This is a genomic window from Leptospira haakeii (genome assembly GCF_002812045.1).
Taxonomy (GTDB): domain Bacteria; phylum Spirochaetota; class Leptospiria; order Leptospirales; family Leptospiraceae; genus Leptospira_B; species Leptospira_B haakeii.
Map to the genome: position 1 here is coordinate 233077 of NZ_NPEG01000002.1, position 16958 is coordinate 250034.

Annotated in this window: 11 protein-coding genes; 5 read left to right on the forward strand and 6 right to left on the reverse strand. The window is 39.3% G+C overall.

The features are described 5' to 3' along the window. Positions 1 to 2: 2 nt before the first annotated feature. The 5 genes from CH377_RS06560 (at position 3) to CH377_RS06580 (ending at position 6421) form a co-directional block, all read left to right on the forward strand. Positions 3 to 926 carry a helix-turn-helix domain-containing protein gene (locus CH377_RS06560; protein ID WP_243402002.1) on the forward strand — a complete coding sequence of 308 codons (924 nt, stop codon included), beginning with the start codon at positions 3 to 5 and terminating at the stop codon, positions 924 to 926. Positions 927 to 1106: 180 nt separating this feature from the next. Further along, entirely contained in the window at positions 1107 to 2696 is a 1590-nt protein-coding gene (locus CH377_RS06565; protein ID WP_100722991.1) for an ATP-binding cassette domain-containing protein, read from the forward strand. Next, positions 2683 to 4326 (forward strand): DUF3556 domain-containing protein, encoded by a 1644-nt coding sequence (locus tag CH377_RS06570; RefSeq protein WP_100722992.1) that lies wholly within the window; start codon positions 2683 to 2685, stop codon positions 4324 to 4326. The genes CH377_RS06565 and CH377_RS06570 overlap by 14 nt, the downstream gene beginning before the upstream one ends. Continuing rightward, positions 4326 to 5777: a phytoene desaturase family protein gene (locus CH377_RS06575; protein ID WP_100722993.1), complete on the forward strand. Its 1452-nt coding sequence runs from the start codon at positions 4326 to 4328 to the stop codon at positions 5775 to 5777. Before CH377_RS06570 ends, CH377_RS06575 begins: the two co-directional genes overlap by 1 nt. A 2-nt stretch (positions 5778 to 5779) precedes the next feature. After that, the gene (locus CH377_RS06580; RefSeq protein WP_100722994.1) at positions 5780 to 6421 is read left to right on the forward strand and encodes a TetR/AcrR family transcriptional regulator; all 642 of its coding nucleotides are present in this window, start codon (positions 5780 to 5782) and stop codon (positions 6419 to 6421) included. On the opposite strand, the gene CH377_RS06585 is transcribed toward CH377_RS06580, so the two are convergent. The 6 genes from CH377_RS06585 to CH377_RS06610 all read right to left on the reverse strand — a co-directional run bounded on the left by CH377_RS06585 (position 6369) and on the right by CH377_RS06610 (position 16721). Beyond that, positions 6369 to 6929, reverse strand: a complete 561-nt coding sequence (locus tag CH377_RS06585; protein ID WP_100722995.1) for a hypothetical protein — start codon at positions 6927 to 6929, stop codon at positions 6369 to 6371. The genes CH377_RS06580 and CH377_RS06585 overlap by 53 nt on opposite strands. A 161-nt stretch (positions 6930 to 7090) precedes the next feature. After that, positions 7091 to 7540: a TIGR04452 family lipoprotein gene (locus tag CH377_RS06590; protein ID WP_100722996.1), complete on the reverse strand. Its 450-nt coding sequence runs from the start codon at positions 7538 to 7540 to the stop codon at positions 7091 to 7093. Between the two features lie 48 nt (positions 7541 to 7588). After that, positions 7589 to 8203 carry a hypothetical protein gene (locus CH377_RS06595; RefSeq protein ID WP_243402003.1) on the reverse strand — a complete coding sequence of 205 codons (615 nt, stop codon included), beginning with the start codon at positions 8201 to 8203 and terminating at the stop codon, positions 7589 to 7591. Between the two features lie 97 nt (positions 8204 to 8300). After that, on the reverse strand, positions 8301 to 8969 hold the full coding sequence (locus CH377_RS06600) for a hypothetical protein (RefSeq protein ID WP_100722998.1): 669 nt from the start codon (positions 8967 to 8969) through the stop codon (positions 8301 to 8303). 10 nt (positions 8970 to 8979) lie between these two features. Continuing rightward, the gene (locus CH377_RS06605) at positions 8980 to 9642 is read right to left on the reverse strand and encodes a hypothetical protein (RefSeq protein WP_125172145.1); all 663 of its coding nucleotides are present in this window, start codon (positions 9640 to 9642) and stop codon (positions 8980 to 8982) included. After that, positions 9639 to 16721 carry an RHS repeat-associated core domain-containing protein gene (locus CH377_RS06610; protein WP_100723000.1) on the reverse strand — a complete coding sequence of 2361 codons (7083 nt, stop codon included), beginning with the start codon at positions 16719 to 16721 and terminating at the stop codon, positions 9639 to 9641. Before CH377_RS06610 ends, CH377_RS06605 begins: the two co-directional genes overlap by 4 nt. Positions 16722 to 16958: the final 237 nt, after the last annotated feature.

The following is a 16958-nucleotide window of genomic DNA, read 5'->3' on the forward strand; positions in this document are numbered from 1 at the left end:
CTGTGAAAGACATCCAAAAACCATATAGAATTAAGACCATCAGCGAGTTTCATCAGTTAAGAGGTTTACCAAAACCTGAACATCCGCTGATTAGTGTAGTAGATTATGGATCTATTGTACATTCTTCAGATTTCAATCTTACAAGCTGGACTCTCGATTTTTATTCCATTTCTTTAAAGAGAAATTCTGCCGTAAAAATGAAATATGGGCAGCAGGAATATGATTTTGACGATGGTATCTTATTCTTTATGGCTCCCGGTCAAGTTTTTAGGATCGAGATCGGTAACGACAGAAAACCGGAACATTCCGGATGGATCTTATTGGTCCATCCTGACTTCATCTGGAATTCCACATTGGCTAAGAATATTCGGAAATATGAATATTTTGATTATTCGGTGAACGAGGCTTTATTCCTGTCCGAAAAAGAAGAAGCCGTATTGAACGATATTGTAGGTAATATTCGGCAAGAATATCATTCCAATATCGATAAATTCAGCCAAGATATCATCATTTCTCATATCACTACTCTACTCAATTATGCTGAAAGATTCTATCATCGCCAGTTTATTACAAGAAAGATCACAAATCACAAACTCTTGGATCGTTTGGAAGAAATTTTAGCCGAGTATTTTCGAGAAGGAGACTTAAGAGAGAAAGGTTTACCTTCTGTCCAGTATGTAGCCGATCTACTGAATGTTTCTCCGAAATACCTAAGCGGGTTACTGAACGTATTAACCGGTCAAAGCACCCAACAACATATTCATGATAAGTTGATTGAACAGGCAAAAGAAAGATTGTCTACTACCGATTTGCCAATAACTGCAATCGCTTATGAACTAGGTTTCGAACACTCTCAATCTTTTAGTAAACTATTCAAAAGTAAGACAAAACTTACTCCAGTGGAATTTCGTCGTTCGTTCAATTAGTATTGTCCTAAGGTCGGAAAATTGCATATTAAAGACGTTAAGTATAGAATTACTTGCAATTTTAAAACATTTCAATTAGTCTAATAGTCCTCTGGGCAACCGGAGTCTTATGGCATCTTAAACAAACCCACCCCAATCGATTTTCTATAATCTGCGCGGAAGTAGCGCAAAGGGTTTGTTATGCAATCAAGTATCGTCGCAAATGACGTCTCTTTCGAATTTTCGGACGGACGTATCCTATTTCAAAATTTCAATTTTTCTCTTGGACAAGAACGTGCTGCTCTTGTGGGTCCAAACGGTATCGGAAAAACGTATCTTGCTAAATTGATCTCGGGAGAGATCGAAACAAGCAACGGTAAAATTTTAAGAAATTCTACGGTCTCTTATTTACCTCAAAGAGAAAAACCGGAACAGATCACTGTGGAAGAATTTTTACAAAATTATTCCTGGTCACTTCACGGAGAAAAACTTTTAGCAGGGATCGATCGAAGCCGTTTTTGTGATCAATTGAGCGGAGGGCAATGGATGAGAGTCCGTCTTGCAGAAAGACTGGATGACCAATTTTTAATCCTGGATGAACCTACAAATGATCTGGACCAAGAAGCAAAAAAAGTTTTGATCCAATTTCTAAAAGAATATGAATACGGATTTTTACTTATATCTCATGATAGAGAATGCCTAAAACTCTGTGAAACCATTTTAGAATTATCTAATCTTGGTTTGAATAAATACGGAGATGGTTGGAATTCCTACGAAGAAACAAAAAAAAGAGAAAGAAAAAATTCCTTAGCCGCCCTGGATAAAGCGAGAAGAGAAAGAGATATCGCTCAGACGGAAAGAATAGAACAGATAGAAAGACAGGAAAAAAGAAATCGAAAAGGTACAAAATCCGCCGCGAAAGGTGGAACTCCTAAAATATTATTAGGTGCCCGCAAAAGAAATGCGCAGGTTAGTTCCGGAAAAATAAATTCCTCCAGTCTAGAAAAAGCGAATGAGAAGATCAGAGAAGTTTATGATGCCATGGATAGAATGAAAATAGATCCGATCATGTACGCGGACCTTTCGGGAAAAGAAATACCCTCTCAAAAATTAGTCGCAGAGGCAAAAGACTTTAATATCCGATTTCAAGACTGGATCTATAAGGATAATTTAAACTTCTCCTGGAAAGGAAATATACGTATCGCGATCAAAGGTATGAATGGATCCGGAAAATCCACCTTATTACAAACTCTACTCGGCTCCAACTTTAAAACAAGAGGTTCAATTACTTTAGGAAAATTGAATACTCTATACATAGACCAAAAATGTAACCAATTAGATGATTCCAAATCAATCTATGAAAACGTAAGAGATGTTTCTACATTAGAAGAAAGCGAGATTCGGAATGGGCTCGCGAAATTCCTATTTTTCAAAGACACGGTTTTCCAAAAGGTGCATACGTTAAGTGGAGGAGAACGTTTGAGAGCTGCATTGGCAAGAGGACTGCTAAGTACGGAAAAAGCGGAACTTCTACTTTTAGATGAACCCACAAATAACTTGGACTTGGGGAATATAGAATTTTTGGAAGGGCTGATCCGTGAATTTAAGGCTGCAGTGGTCATCGTTTCCCATGACGAGACGTTCTTAGAAAACTGCGGGATCCAGCAAGAATTGACTATAAAACACATTCTAAATGTGACCAATCAGTCATTTTTTCTTGACATTTCGCAAGACCCGGGTATATCACTCCCTCTAAATATAGAATACGGAGAGAAAGATGTTCCTTCCTAAAGCTCCCCCCTATGATGCCTTGGCCTGGGCGAAAATGTCGTTCGCGGACAGGGCTCGTTTGTCCTGCCAAGCCTGGGCGGTCCAAGGTTACGGCTCCCCTCTTGGAGCATATATCGTTTACGTTCTAAAGATAGCATTATACATCGCTGGTTGGATCTATTTTTGTTCTTTCAGCCCAGGGCTCGGAACCTGGGGAACCATCTCTTGGTGGTTTGTTCCCGTTGCTTTTCAAAAGGCAATCGTCTGGAGTTTATTATTCGAAGTACTAGGGCTTGGATGCGGAAGCGGTCCTTTAACCGGAAGATATTTCCCTCCTGTTGGCGGGTTCTTATATTTTTTAAGACCTAAGACCACTAAAATGCCTTTATTCGAAGGAGCTCCTATTATCGGAGGAAGAACCAGAGGGATTTTGGAAATCGTAGCTTATGCTTCGGTTTTGGTTTATTCCGTTTTATGTTTGATCCATCCGGCTCCGGGCTTCGAACAATTTTTACCCATCATCATCAGCTTAGTCATTGCCGGAATATTAGATAAAACTGTTTTTCTTGCTGCAAGAGCTGAACATTATTGGGTAACAATAGTTGTATTTGCATTCGCACAGAACTGGATTGCAGGTGCAATGATCGTTCAACTTTCTATCTGGTTATTTGCAGGGTTTTCCAAACTCAACTCTCACTTCCCAAGTGTAGTTTGTGTGATGGCAAGTAATAGCCCATTCACTCCTTTTGCCTGGTTCAGAAAGGCAATGTATAAAAATTATCCCGAAGATCTTCGTCCTTCTTCTACTGCGATAGCAAAAGCGAATATGGGGATCGTTTTGGAAATGGGAACTCCGATCGTTCTATTCACTGCGATCATGACCGGTTCGCAAACGGTTCTATACTTAGGACTCGGAATGATGGTATTCCTACATAGTTATATCACAAGTAACTTCCCAATGGGAGTTCCGATAGAATGGAACTTCTTGGTAGTTTACTCGGGCTTCTTCTTATTCGGAGCAAACCCGACTATCACTCCTTTCCAATTAGATTCGGCACCTGTCGCAGCATTCTTATTCGTATTCTCTTTAGCACTTCCAATCATCGGAAACATCAGACCGGATTGGGTATCCTTCTTACTCGCAATGAGATATTACGCAGGTAACTGGGCGGTAAGTGTATGGATGTTCAAAGAAGATAGTTATAAAAAATTGGAGAAACTTACTAAAACTTCCGGATGGTTGTACGACCAATTGGATATGTTCTACGAAAGAAAAGTTTCTGTAGGTTTAGTGAGTAAGGTAATGGCATTCAGGCTCATGCACTTACATGGAAAGGCTTTCCAAAAAATAGTACCAAAGGCAGTTAAAAACTTTGAAAAGTACGAATGGGTAGAAGGCGAACTGGTAGCAGGAATGGTTGTCGGCTGGAACTTTGGAGAAGGTCACTTACATAGTGAACAACTACTTAGATCCGTACAAGCACAATGCGGATTCAAAGATGAAGAACTACGTTGTATCTTTATAGAAGGTCAACCATTAGGAAAATCTACTATTAACTACAGGATCCATGACGCTGAAAAAGGATTAATAGAGGACGGAAAGATAGAAGTCGCCGATTTGAAGGAACTCCAACCTTGGCCGACTAAATAATGGATTTCACTTCCGAAGAATATGATATTTGTATCATAGGATCCGGCCCGAACGGATTGGCAGCTGCCTCCGTTCTGGCAGGTTCTGGACTTTCAGTTTTAATATTGGAAGCTTCGGATACGATAGGCGGCGGCTTACGAACTAAAGAATTAACCTTACCGGGTTTTCATCATGATGTTTGTTCCGCTGCTCATCCTATGGGAATTTTATCTCCCTATTTAAAAACACTTCCTTTGGAAAAACACGGACTCAAATGGATAGAACCGGAAGCTTCCGTAGCCCACCCTTTGGACGGAGAGTCAGCAGTATTACTCAAACTTTCCTTAGAAGAAACTGCAAAAGAATTAGGAAAAGATAAAAAGTCCTATATAAAACTGATCTCTCCGTTTTTAAAAAATCCGGAAGGACTTTTATCCGACGCGTTAGCTCCTCTTGGAATTCCAAAACATCCATTTTTATTAGCGAGGTTCGGATTACTAGGATTACAACCTGCAAAATCACTCGCAAACTCTTGGTTTAAAGAAGAAAGAGCTAAGGCATTATTCGCAGGTTGTGCCGGACATGCGATCTTTCCATTGGAAAAGTTCTTAAGCGGAGCTCTTGGACTTTTGTTCTCTTTGACTGGACATGTTCGTTCTTGGCCGGTAGTAGAAGGTGGATCCGCGATGATCGCAAAATCTATGGAGTCTTATTTAAAGGAACTCGGAGTAAAAATCAAAACGAACTATAAAGTATCTAGTCTCGCGCAACTCCCAAAAACAAAGGCAATCCTATTTGATACAAGTCCGGACCAACTGGGATCGGTTGCGGGAAATACATTATCTTCCTCTTATATTCAAAGGATCTCATCTTATAAATACGGACCGGGAGTATTCAAGATGGATTGGGCCTTAGATGGACCAATCCCTTGGAAAGACCCGAATTGTTTAAAAGCTTCCACAGTCCACGTAGGTGGAAAACTTTCCGAAATTGCTAAGGCAGAATCGGAAGTCTGGTCAGGAAAACATCCGGATCGTCCCTATATGTTGGTAGTCCAACAAAGCCAATTCGATCCAACAAGGGCCCCCAAAGGTAAACATACAGGATATGCTTATTGTCATGTTCCTTCAGGTTCCACAAAGGACATGACCGAAATTATAGAAAATCAGATCGAAAGATTCGCACCCGGATTCAAGGACGGGATATTGGCCAGACATTCCATGAATACAAAGGACTTTTACTCTTATAATTTAAACTATGTAGGTGGAGCGATCACGGGCGGAGCGGCGGACCTTCCTCAGGCATTCTTTCGACCGATCGCAAGAATGAATCCATATACCACCCCTAATCCTCATATTTATATTTGTTCCGCATCCACACCTCCCGGAGGAGGAGTGCACGGGATGTGTGGATACTACGCAGCCAAAGCAGTATTAAAAAAAATTCATAAACTAAAATCGATTCGTTATTAAAAATGAAACTAGAAACTTCCGGATCCAGAAGACTGGACAATAAAACAAAAAACAGGAACGCGATCCTAAACGCAGCACGTAGAGTTTTTGCTACGATCGGCTTCGAGGCATGTTCCACTCGAGAAATTATCCGAGAAAGCGGCCTTGCTCAAGGCACATTCTATAATTATTACAAAGATAAAGAATCCGTAATGCAAGATATCGCGGATCAATTAGCGGAAGGGATCCGAAAAGGAATTAGAGAAGCGAGAGCAAAAGCAGAGACCCCTTTGGCTTTTTTAAGCGACGCTTATTTTGCAGTCTTTCATGTGATGATGCAGGATAGAATTCATTTAGATTTATTAACGAGAAACAGAGATATTATCCGAGGTTATCTTTTCCAAGGTGGTTCCATGACTTACATCTTAGAAGAATTGGATAGCGACTTAGAAAGAATGGTGCAGAAAGGTGGTTTTCCCGCTCACCCTATCCGGATTACCTCTGTAATGATGGTGGCTGCAGGTTTCGAAGCGATGGTTTTACTTGCAAGAGAAGATGGTTATAATCTTAGAAAATTATCCGATTATTTAGGACTTCTTTTCCAAGGAGGGATCACCAATGTTTCCACGGTGATCCAGGAAGATAGAGAGTTATTGGGGGGTTAAGGATTTCTATATTAGGATTAATCAATTTTTGCACAGATAAATCAGATAATAAGTTTTCGAACCCTTTATCTACCGTCATGGTTATACCCTTAGAAATAGAACCTGCGGCAGCGTAATCTGCATGTAAAAAGGGAGGAATGCCTTGATAAACTTTTCCAGATTCGACTCTCACCGTTCTAACCAATGTTTGGCCATCGTAAAACTCTAATGTTAGAAAAATTTGGAATATAGTATGGCTAAAAAGTCCAGTCGTATTATCCGGATGAAATTCATAACGAACATCATTGATCTTTACCGCAATCGTCTTTATATCCGGATGTTTTGTAAAAAGAGAATCAATTACGATAGCGTTTTCAAACTGAGCTTTCGCTCTTTGCTTCATTGCTTGTTCGAGTGCTTCCCCTATATTGAACGAAGTAATCATTGTGCCGGGATATGAATAGTCTCTTATTGATTTTGGAATTAAGATCGCCACTTCATGAGGATATTGCTCCTTATCTGTTTTCAAATTTTCCGGTTTCTGTACAACTGAAACTGTGCAGTAATTAAAATCTAAAAACAATATTATAAGAACAATTGATCTAATAATCGATATGAACATATATTTATTCATTCAATTTCTACCATTCAAATTTCTACCCCGGGTCACTTAATCCGGATTAGACTTCTCTACTTTGAGCTCTTATGAGGGGTATTCGTACTTGTGCCCATATTTCTGTCCAAGAAAAGATCATCAGGAACCAAACGGCAGGACTTATTACTCAAATAGCTCGTAAAAGAATCAAAGTCTACTGCGACTCCTAAAAATTGGATCACTAAAGCACAAGTGTCCACATCGTGCTTTTTATAATATTTTGATTCATCTAGATTAAAAACCGCTTCATCGATAAAAGAAGCATATATAACTTGAGCAGCTACGTAGGAATCCAATTGAGATCCAGTATAACCTTGGTCAGTAAAGTAAGCTGTTGCGGTCAGATAGTCACCAATTTTCGCTGCAGCCAATAATTTATCTTTCGCAACATCTCCTTTGTATGTATCAGTTAATCCTAATGTATCCACCGCGATACAGTTCGCAATAGATAGTATGATTAGCATTGTGATATAGATTTGTTTCATTGTTTTTCATTTACCTTCGTTAATTTAAATTTATTGCTTTTTATGTGATCAAGATCCGATTTCAAGATCACATGCTGGCTCTTCTTCGCCAGGGCGGTTTTTTTCTATAGTGAATTCTATTTCGAATCCTTTTCTGACTAGTTCAGGGCTTTTAGGACGTTCCCCAATCGGCATCCTTGTCGGATCGGAACCCAAGGTACGCATTGCCGGAACTATTTTCATTCGGACTGAATAACCTTCCGGAAGGTCGAATTCAGGCTCTGCGCCATCTCTCCTTTGATCAGTTATATCATTTATAAGAATTTTATATTGGTTTTTACCTGGCAAAAGAGGCATCCAGTATTCGCAGTCATAAGCAAAGTAATCCCTGCGATCGCCTTCTATAATTTGCCTAAATAGATTTCTATTAAGAAAATCTTTCTTATTTATATAATAATCTTCAGGAGGGTTTACGTTACGTAGAATTCGATCTTTTTCGGTATATGGAAAATAAACATTCGGATCCATCCATTTTATAAGAAAATAATATTGATTTATCTCGAAAAACCACCGATCCGGTTCATAATTTTTTCGATCTTTGTAATTTTTAATTTCGAATTTTAGATAATTTTGATAAAACTCTTTAGGAGTCCATCCTCTATCATAACTCCCCAATCCGGCCAAAGGTATACAACCCAGAGAAAAACATATAGATAAAAAAAAGAGAAACTTTATTTCCATAAGCTTACGTCGATAGCTTTCATAATTCCGCCTCTTAGAATTATTTCTCAAATTCGCAACCTGGCTTATCCATGTGCAACGGAGTTGGCTCAATGGAAAATAAAATACGATCGCCCTTTGTATAACTTATGTATTTGTTTGGATCTATTTTATCTTCAGTTAAAATTTCAGGATTTCTAAAATGAACTCGAACAGATTGGCCAGGCAGAAGTTCTACAACTTTAGTCATGCTACCGCCACCGATATTCGTGCTATTACGATTATAGCTATATACGGAATAGATAGATTTTCCAACTGGAACAGGTATATAATATTCGCAGCCCGAAATGAAATTAAATCTTGGAGCAGACTGAACGACTGGTGGAAGTTTTTCCCAGTTCGAATAAAATTTTTTCCAATACCATTCCTCCGGTTGTAAACTACGATCTGGCAACCAATCATTTCCTAAAAATATTGTAAGATAATAAGTCTTCTTATCTCTTTCCGAAAGAAAAAGACTTGGTTGAGAATATTGAGATTCAGGCCCAAGATCCGGAAAATTAAATCTCAAGTAAGTACTATCGAAACTTTCAATATCCCAATAGTTATAGTTCGGCCCGATCGGACCGCAAAATAGCCCATTCAAAATGCTCCAGATTAGAATAGAACGAATGAGCATTTGTTTATAATGAAAATATAAACTACTCATTCTATAAACTTTCTCTGCCATCAATTTATACCTAAGGTTCGATCCCAAGATCACATACTGGTTCTTCTTCACCAGGGCGGTTCTTTTCTATCGTAAATTCGATGATGAAGCCCTTTCTAGTAAGTTCAGGATCCGTGGAATACCAGCCGGTAATACGGTTTAATGGATCAGATCCCTTGGTTCTCATGGCAGGAGTAATTTTCATTCGGACAGAATGATCTTCTGGAAGATCAAATTCGGGCCAAGCCCCATCCACTCTAACATCACTTCGATCAATTATAGAAAGATCGTATTGATTCCTACCCGATAAAAGAGGCATCCAGTACTCACAATCGTAAGCGAAGTAATCCCTACGGTCTCCATGAAAAAATTGATCAATTTTACTTCGGGTAAGACCGTCTTTTTTATATTTATAATAATCTTCCATAGGATTGATGGCACGAGGCATCTTATCCCCCTTACGATACGGGAAATGCACATCTGGATCTAACCACATTAGGATAAATCTATAATTATTAATTTTATAGAATATTCTTTCCGGTTCATAATTTTTCCTATCTTTAAAATTCTTAATTTCAAATTTAAGAAAATTATTCTTCGGATTTACAATCTGTTTACCCCTGTAATATGCAGGAAGACAATTTAAAAAAATTATAAAGTTTACTAAGAGCAATGGAAGAATCTTTATTTTCACAAAGTTCCCCCACATGTCCGGTTAGCTGCCTTTCCGGCTTTAAGTAATAAGCCAACCGGGATATCCTTTTCCCAGAGTATCTTTATTCCATATCCAATAAAATCTGCCCCTACGGACGACCAGTCATGATCTAAAATTCCCTTAACAGTACCTGCATAGCCTAAAAATTCAGATATCCGATCTACCGCTATGTAGCTGCCAAGTTCAAGGTAGCCTAAATATCCGAAGTATCCTCCCACAGCAGCCACCTGGCCCGCGACTGCATAACAAGCAGCAGTTCTTGCGTTCTCTTCATCCCAATGTATATTATTGAAACTTGATTTAGAGTATCCACCTGCTATATATGATTGTATGGTAATAGGAGATAATGAAACTAATGCTGCCGCAGCGCCTACCCCGCTATAAACCAAGACAGGTATGAGATAACTCACAAGTAGTGCAGTCGCAACTGCAAGTGCGAGAGCCGTGGTCACCAAAGCAGACACAACTGATAATGCGGCCATGGCTACATAAACCACTGTTCCTGCTACGGATGCAGCCAATGCGGCTGCCAAGGAAGCAGCTGCAACTCCTGTAACTGCTGCCACAACTGCGAGTGCGGCACCCACAGTAATAGCGGTTGCAGCCACTAGGGTAGCGGCTCCTAAAGCGACGATCCCGGCTCCCAATGCAAGTCCGATCCCAGTAGCTACAACAGCAACTGCTGCGATGGAGGCGACTGCGCCTATTCCCAAGGCAGTTCCTATCACTGCCATAGGATTGATTGCAAGCGCTACTCCTAGTCCTGCATCACTCCATCTCTGGGCACTCACATAAAACGCATTTTGAAAGAAGCTACTTAATGAAATGCTAAAGTTTAAAAATCCGAGTCCGTTCCTATCAAAAAAGCTACTCAAGATACTATTCCCGCTCGGATCCGTGTATTTAATTGGATTTCCCTCGGTATACATGTACAGATCCATTCCCATCGGCCTTGTTGTGTCCATAACCGAGTCTGCCTGTAAAAATCTACCGATCAAAGGATCGTAATATCTTGCTTTGAAATAGTATAGACCTGTTTCTTTATCTTCTTCTTGTCCGTTGTATTTATAACGGAACACATCCGGTCCTGAGGAATCGTTTCGCTGGATCTCACCGTATGGTTTATAAGAAATATGTGATGCTCCTCCCTGGTCCCCGCCTGCGATCCGATTTCCATTTCCATCTGTGGCCATTGTGATGGAGCCTAAATGATCCGGATGAAGGAATAAAAATCCACCAACGGGAAGCCCCGCTCCGGAGCCTGGTCCTCCGGGTTCATATGGAGTATTTACATTCGGAGTATTTGAATCGAACTGTGGAGGAACTAACCAAGGTGGATTTCCATTACCACCAGGCATCAATATAGAACAGTTAGAAAAAGAAACGATCAGAATCGGAGAAGTAAATTTTAAGACGGATCTCCAGAGCCCTTCTCTAAAGGAAAGAAGCCCGAATCCTAAACCTAATAGGATTGTAATATACAAAAATCCTAAATTAGTTCCCGGAACTAAAAATAGATATTTAATCCCTCGGATTGAATTATCTTTTGTTGCCCAGGCTAAAGTTTTCCAAGCAGTTTCTAACCTCGAACCTCCCGAAGAAATGCCATCACCTTGGTAATTTACAAGTACCGCATCCGTTCTGGTCCATTGTGCCACCAGATCTCCGGAATTTCCCCGGAAATACAATGTATGTTGGGGAGATTTTCCTGGAGAGATCGAAACCTCATACAATCCGCCTAAACTGATTGTTTTGCTGGAATCACTTGATTTTGTTTTTCTGATCCTGGTTCCTGAAAAATCATAATCAAATCGAATACTATCCTGATCCTCCGTTTGAATCTCTCTTAATTTTTGGAAAGGATCATAATGGAAATTTTCACCATTTCGAGAGATAATATTTCCGGAACCATCATAAGAATATTGATAGGATTGATTTTGCCCTGTTACCTTAGTGACCGCATTTTTATGAGAAGGATTTTCGTAAGTATAGGATAAATTTCCTTTTTGGAGTAATCTTCCGGAATCAGAATATGTATATTCTTCCGTTCCATAAACTCCGGAAGCCGCAGCCAACCTATTTACCGAATCATATTGGAAGTTTTGTGTCCTGCTCGGATTCTTTTTATCTAAAATAGAAAGATAATTTCCGAACTGATCGTAATTATACTCTATACTTTGGTAAATTTCAGTATCTTTAACAGAAACAAATCTGCTAGGTCTACGTTTTATTAAATCATAATATATATCCGTTCTGACACCATTTCCCAATTTTCTCTGGATCTTAAGCTCTCCATCTTCTATGATAGGGCCTTGGTATTGAACAATCGGGAAATCGGAACCGCTTCCATCTCCAGGAGTCAAGGTAATCCCGGAAAGAAATCCTGCCTCGGAATATAAGTTTTTTGCAATACTTCCATCCGGATAAATAGTTTCCTCTATTTGGTTTTGTAGATTATACTTTTTACGGATTACGAATTTAAGGTCCTCTTCGGTAAGTTTTTTTACGATTAAGTTTTGGTTCCCTCTTAGATCGTATCCGAACTCTGTTGTTCCTAGTGGGTCAGTGACCTTGGTCAATCTTCCGATCCCATTCTCTTTTTCCGGATCATCATATTCGTATGTATAATATACTGCCCCGGTTTCAGGAGAATCTCCTTTAACTTGAGAAACTCTGCCTAAACTATCGTAAGAATATTGAACACTGGAACCATTTTGGTATTTTTGTTTGGTTAATTTTCCGGAATTAGGATCGTATTCATATTCTATCTTGCCCGAATCCGGATGAACAACCTTGGTTTTTCTTCCTCCAAAATCGGTTTCTATGGATGTGATCCCGCTTTCCGGATCTATGATCTCAGAAATCCTTCCTGTAGGATCGTAAGAATAACGTGTAGTTTTCCCTAGCTGTGTGGAAGAAATTACCTGGCCAAGGTTATTTCTCTCCTCAACGATTTCCTTAATTAGATTTCCGTTAAGAAGCTCCCTGGTCTTAGAGACCAAACCTGAATTCTCGGATTCGATCACTCTGCCGTCATTTCTTTCACTTTTGGTTTGGTTTCCTTCCTGGTCATACGTATAATCCGTCCAGGAGAAAGGATTGGATCCTTCTAAGTATGGATCGATTTTCCTGGTAACCTGACCTTCTAAATTCCGGTGAGTCTCTTCTACCAGGACATATCCGTTTACCAGACTGCTTCTTTTTTTAGAAATCTTAGTAATATTATTACTCAAATCTTCCTGCCAGGTCTCACCATTACTACGGCGGAAGATCTTTCGGACAAGCTGATTCTCTAGGTCACCGGTGTTTTCATATTCGATTTTTTCCGACCAATCGTTTTCTCCCGGCAAATAACTTTTGAATGCTCTTCCCTGAGAATCGTATTCCGTTCTGGAAATTCCCCCGTTTTCGTCCGTGCTGGATAATTCCAAACCATTCGAAAAATCATAGGTTTTTGATGTGACCTGCCCGAGACCATTGGTAATCTTAAGGGGATACTTATGTAGAATATTATCATATTCTACAGTGATCAAATTGCCGTTAGACTCTTTTACAAGATTCGGATTCCCATACGAGTCGTAAGCCTGGATTGCCTCGGTTTTCCAAACGCCGGGGCTCATTTCTTCTTTCACTGCGGATATTTGAAAATTAGAATATTCTATTTTTTTATGGGAGACTATTTCTCCATTCTTCAAAACTTGTATGTCTATAGGTTTTCCTAAAACGCCCTCATTCCAATCATTCAGATAAGAGACTTTTTCACTGGCAGTAGTCCCATTGATACTCGTATCCTTTCGAATAATATTCCCATATGTATCATAAGTTTTAGTTATTGTAGAAGATTGGAATAACTGTCCTGCTCTGTATGCAGTCTCCAAACTATCCGTTTCTAAGATTTGTATTCCACCGTTTTGGGAAAAAGATTTTTGGAAATTTTTATAAGATTCTGAAATTTTGATCCCATTTTTGAATTTTGTCTGAGCAGTAGAAATTCCAGCAGCTTCTAAATAAGGAGAATCATATTTGGTTTCCGTAATTGAATTGGAGATAGTATTCTTCTCCTCCACCTTCTGGAACCCTAGATATCCGGAATTTCTGAACCCACCTCTATACAATCTGGAAAAGAAATACTTGTATGAATTTTCTCCAAAAATCGTAGCCCCCGCCCTTTGTGTAAGTTTGGTTATTAGAAAATCAGGAAATACTAAAGGGAGAATTTCAGGATGATTCGGATCATATAAACCCAATCCATTAGCCGTCGGATGATTTTTAGAAAGGGAATATTCTAACTGAACACTTACATTTCCTTCGGAAACATAAGAACCATTTTCTATCTTGGTCAAAAGCCCTTCAGGAACTTCGGAATGAAATCTCAAAAGATGTAATTCTAAATTAGACTCATGAGGAAACTGACGGTAGCCAACTGTTTCCACAAACGGAATACTGGAAGGCAAGGAATACTGAAGAGGTTTTTTATCCCCGTTCAAACCCAAAAGTTCAGGTTTACCGTCCCCATTGATATCTAAGGGAAGAAGGTATCCTCCAGTCACCCAAGACTCGTCTCCATCCGCGGAATAAAATAGATTTCCACCCGAATCCGTTTTAGAGTAAGAAACTATCAATTTAGACTCGGATGAATCATATCGAATGAAATCCGCTCTTCCATCTCCGTTTAGATCTATGAATTGTTTTCTATTTCTCCAATTGAAATATGCGTTGTCCGAAGTACTTCCGTTGGTGTTTACTGAGGGAAGATAATCTTTCAGATCTATAGAAGTTTCATAATATGTTATATTCGTAATATTTACTGAAAAATTCCTAGTCGTTATAGTTTGTGGAAGGGAATCCTCATCCTCATTATCCGGTTCTTCTATGGTGCTTACATTTGCTCTTAGAATATCCGGAACCCCGTCTCCATTTAAATCCCTAACAAAATCCTGATTCCAATACAAGGAAAAGCCAGGTAGATAATCTTCCCCGGAAGTATCATAAACTTGTACTGTAAAATATGGATTTGCTAGATCAGAATAATTATAAGTGACTTTATCTTTTACCCCGTCTCCGGTAAGATCTATTTCTACATAAACCTGACTAGAACCAGTAGAATTCTGCTGCTGTCTAGTAGCAAAGGCGCCATTCACACTCACAGTTTGGTAGGCAGCACCACCATTGGTCCTAAACTTTCTTCCATCGAATGGATAATAGTGAATCGTACCTTGGCTTGTAGCTCCGGAGAAAAATGCAAAATCCGGATAACCATCCCCATTCAAATCTGAGATGAATTGGTCCCCATCATTTCCAAAAGAAGATCTGGAGATTTCAGTTTCCTCCAATTCTGCTAAATTTCCGTTCTTAAAATCGTAGAATGTTAAGATCAACCTCGGATCGGAAGTCCCACTGATCCTAAGTAGATCCGGAACCCCATTCTTATCCATATCTACAAATCCTTGGAAAGAATTTCCTGGATCCGTAATATTCAATAATTGTGATTTTTGAAAACCTGAACCGGTAGAAAGATAAATTTGGATCTTAGTAGAAGTTTTTGCCTGTAAAATATCAGTCTTTCCGTCTCCATTTACATCCGCTAAAAAATGAAAAGGTGTGCTTTGCTGTAGATTTTCAGCAATAAGTTCAGGATATTCTACTGAGCTCAGATCCGGACCGTAATACACAATTCCCTTGGCACCGTTTGATTTTAGTACCAAAAAATCAGTCTTACCATCTCCATTAAAATCTCCCGGGAAAATTTTACCCTCGGTGGTGACTCCAATCGGATTCCCCTTGGATTCTCCACTCAAAGAGAGTGGATCTAGGTTTTCAGTATCCCAAGAAGAAAGTTTAGAAACTGAAAACCTTTGGTTGTCCATATTTCCCAAAACACGGACCATCTCAGGACTTCCGTCACCATCTACATCCGCAGGAACTGCAAAAGACATTTCCACACCATTTGTGCAAACATCTTGGAAGCTCTCCACTCCCATCTTACAAATATAGGGAGCAGCGTAATGACTCGCAAGCATACAACCTGCGTCAACAGTACAGGCACAGGCTGCGGCAGTAGCGTCACAGAAAGATTTTACACTCGGGTTAGGAGCTCTATAAGAATTTTGGAATGTTTTTCCGGAAGATTGTACATACTGAGCCTGAATAGACCGAGTCGAATAAGAAAATACGATTGGTTTATAATTTTTACGATGAAAAGAAGAAAGAAACGTTTCTCCGTTTACTGTATCGTAATCAAATTCATATAGCTCACTTAAATTTTCGGAACCGGACGAATCTTTCGCATATACTTCTATTTTTTCTAATATTTTCTTTCGAGAAAGAGGTTTGGTTAAAGAGAAAATTTTCTCTCCAAATCTTTCGGAACGGTCCTCATAGATAAAAAGTATCCTTGCATTTCCCCTGGCATATACGATTTCCTTTGGCAAAACATCAGGAGATTGTAAATTTTCCGAATCGTATCGGATATCATAACCGTTCCCGAACCTATCTCTAACCTTATCTAAATAGAAAGCGATAGGGACTCCATCCGAATCCAATCTAGAATTAGAACCTCCGGAAAAATTTTTACCATATTCGTAAATGACTCCGTTTTTATCTCGGACCTTCCAAACAGAACCGTCGAACTCTGTCTTAGAAAAACTTTCGATTTTGAATTTATAATTTCCATTCGTATCCGAGATCATCTCACCGAATTGAGAAGAAGTGTATCCATCTGAAGAACCAAAATGAACTCCCAGATTCGGATTTTTAGAGATCTGAGGAAATCCACTCAAGGACCAACCCTTCCCTAAAATCCCGGAACCGGAGCCGGAATATTGGATATTTACCGAAGGAACTATATCTCCGGTTCCAGGAGGAACTTGGATAGAAAGCGAAAACCCAGGCTTACCATAAGAATTCACACTGACATCCGGAAATGGAAGAGGGATCTCAGTCTCTAATCCGAATAATGTGGAGAAAAAAGAATAGATAGGACGAATAGGGTTCCAGGCTAAAAGCAGAATCGCACTGCAGAATATAAGAATTACATAATATCTTCCGGTCCTAAACATTAGCTTGCCAAATCCTTCTGTAAATTTCCGGATTTTACTCCGGAATGGAATTAGCCGAGCTGTGAGCAATTCACCTAAAGGTGATCTTTATATATAAAAGCACTAACACGTTTAAAATTTCCTATGTCAAACATAAATATCCCAATTTAGGATATTAAAAGTCATAATATCCACATTCTTTTTTCAAATATCCTGAATCAGGATTCAAGCTAACCTCTTATTTTGGAATTTAGAATC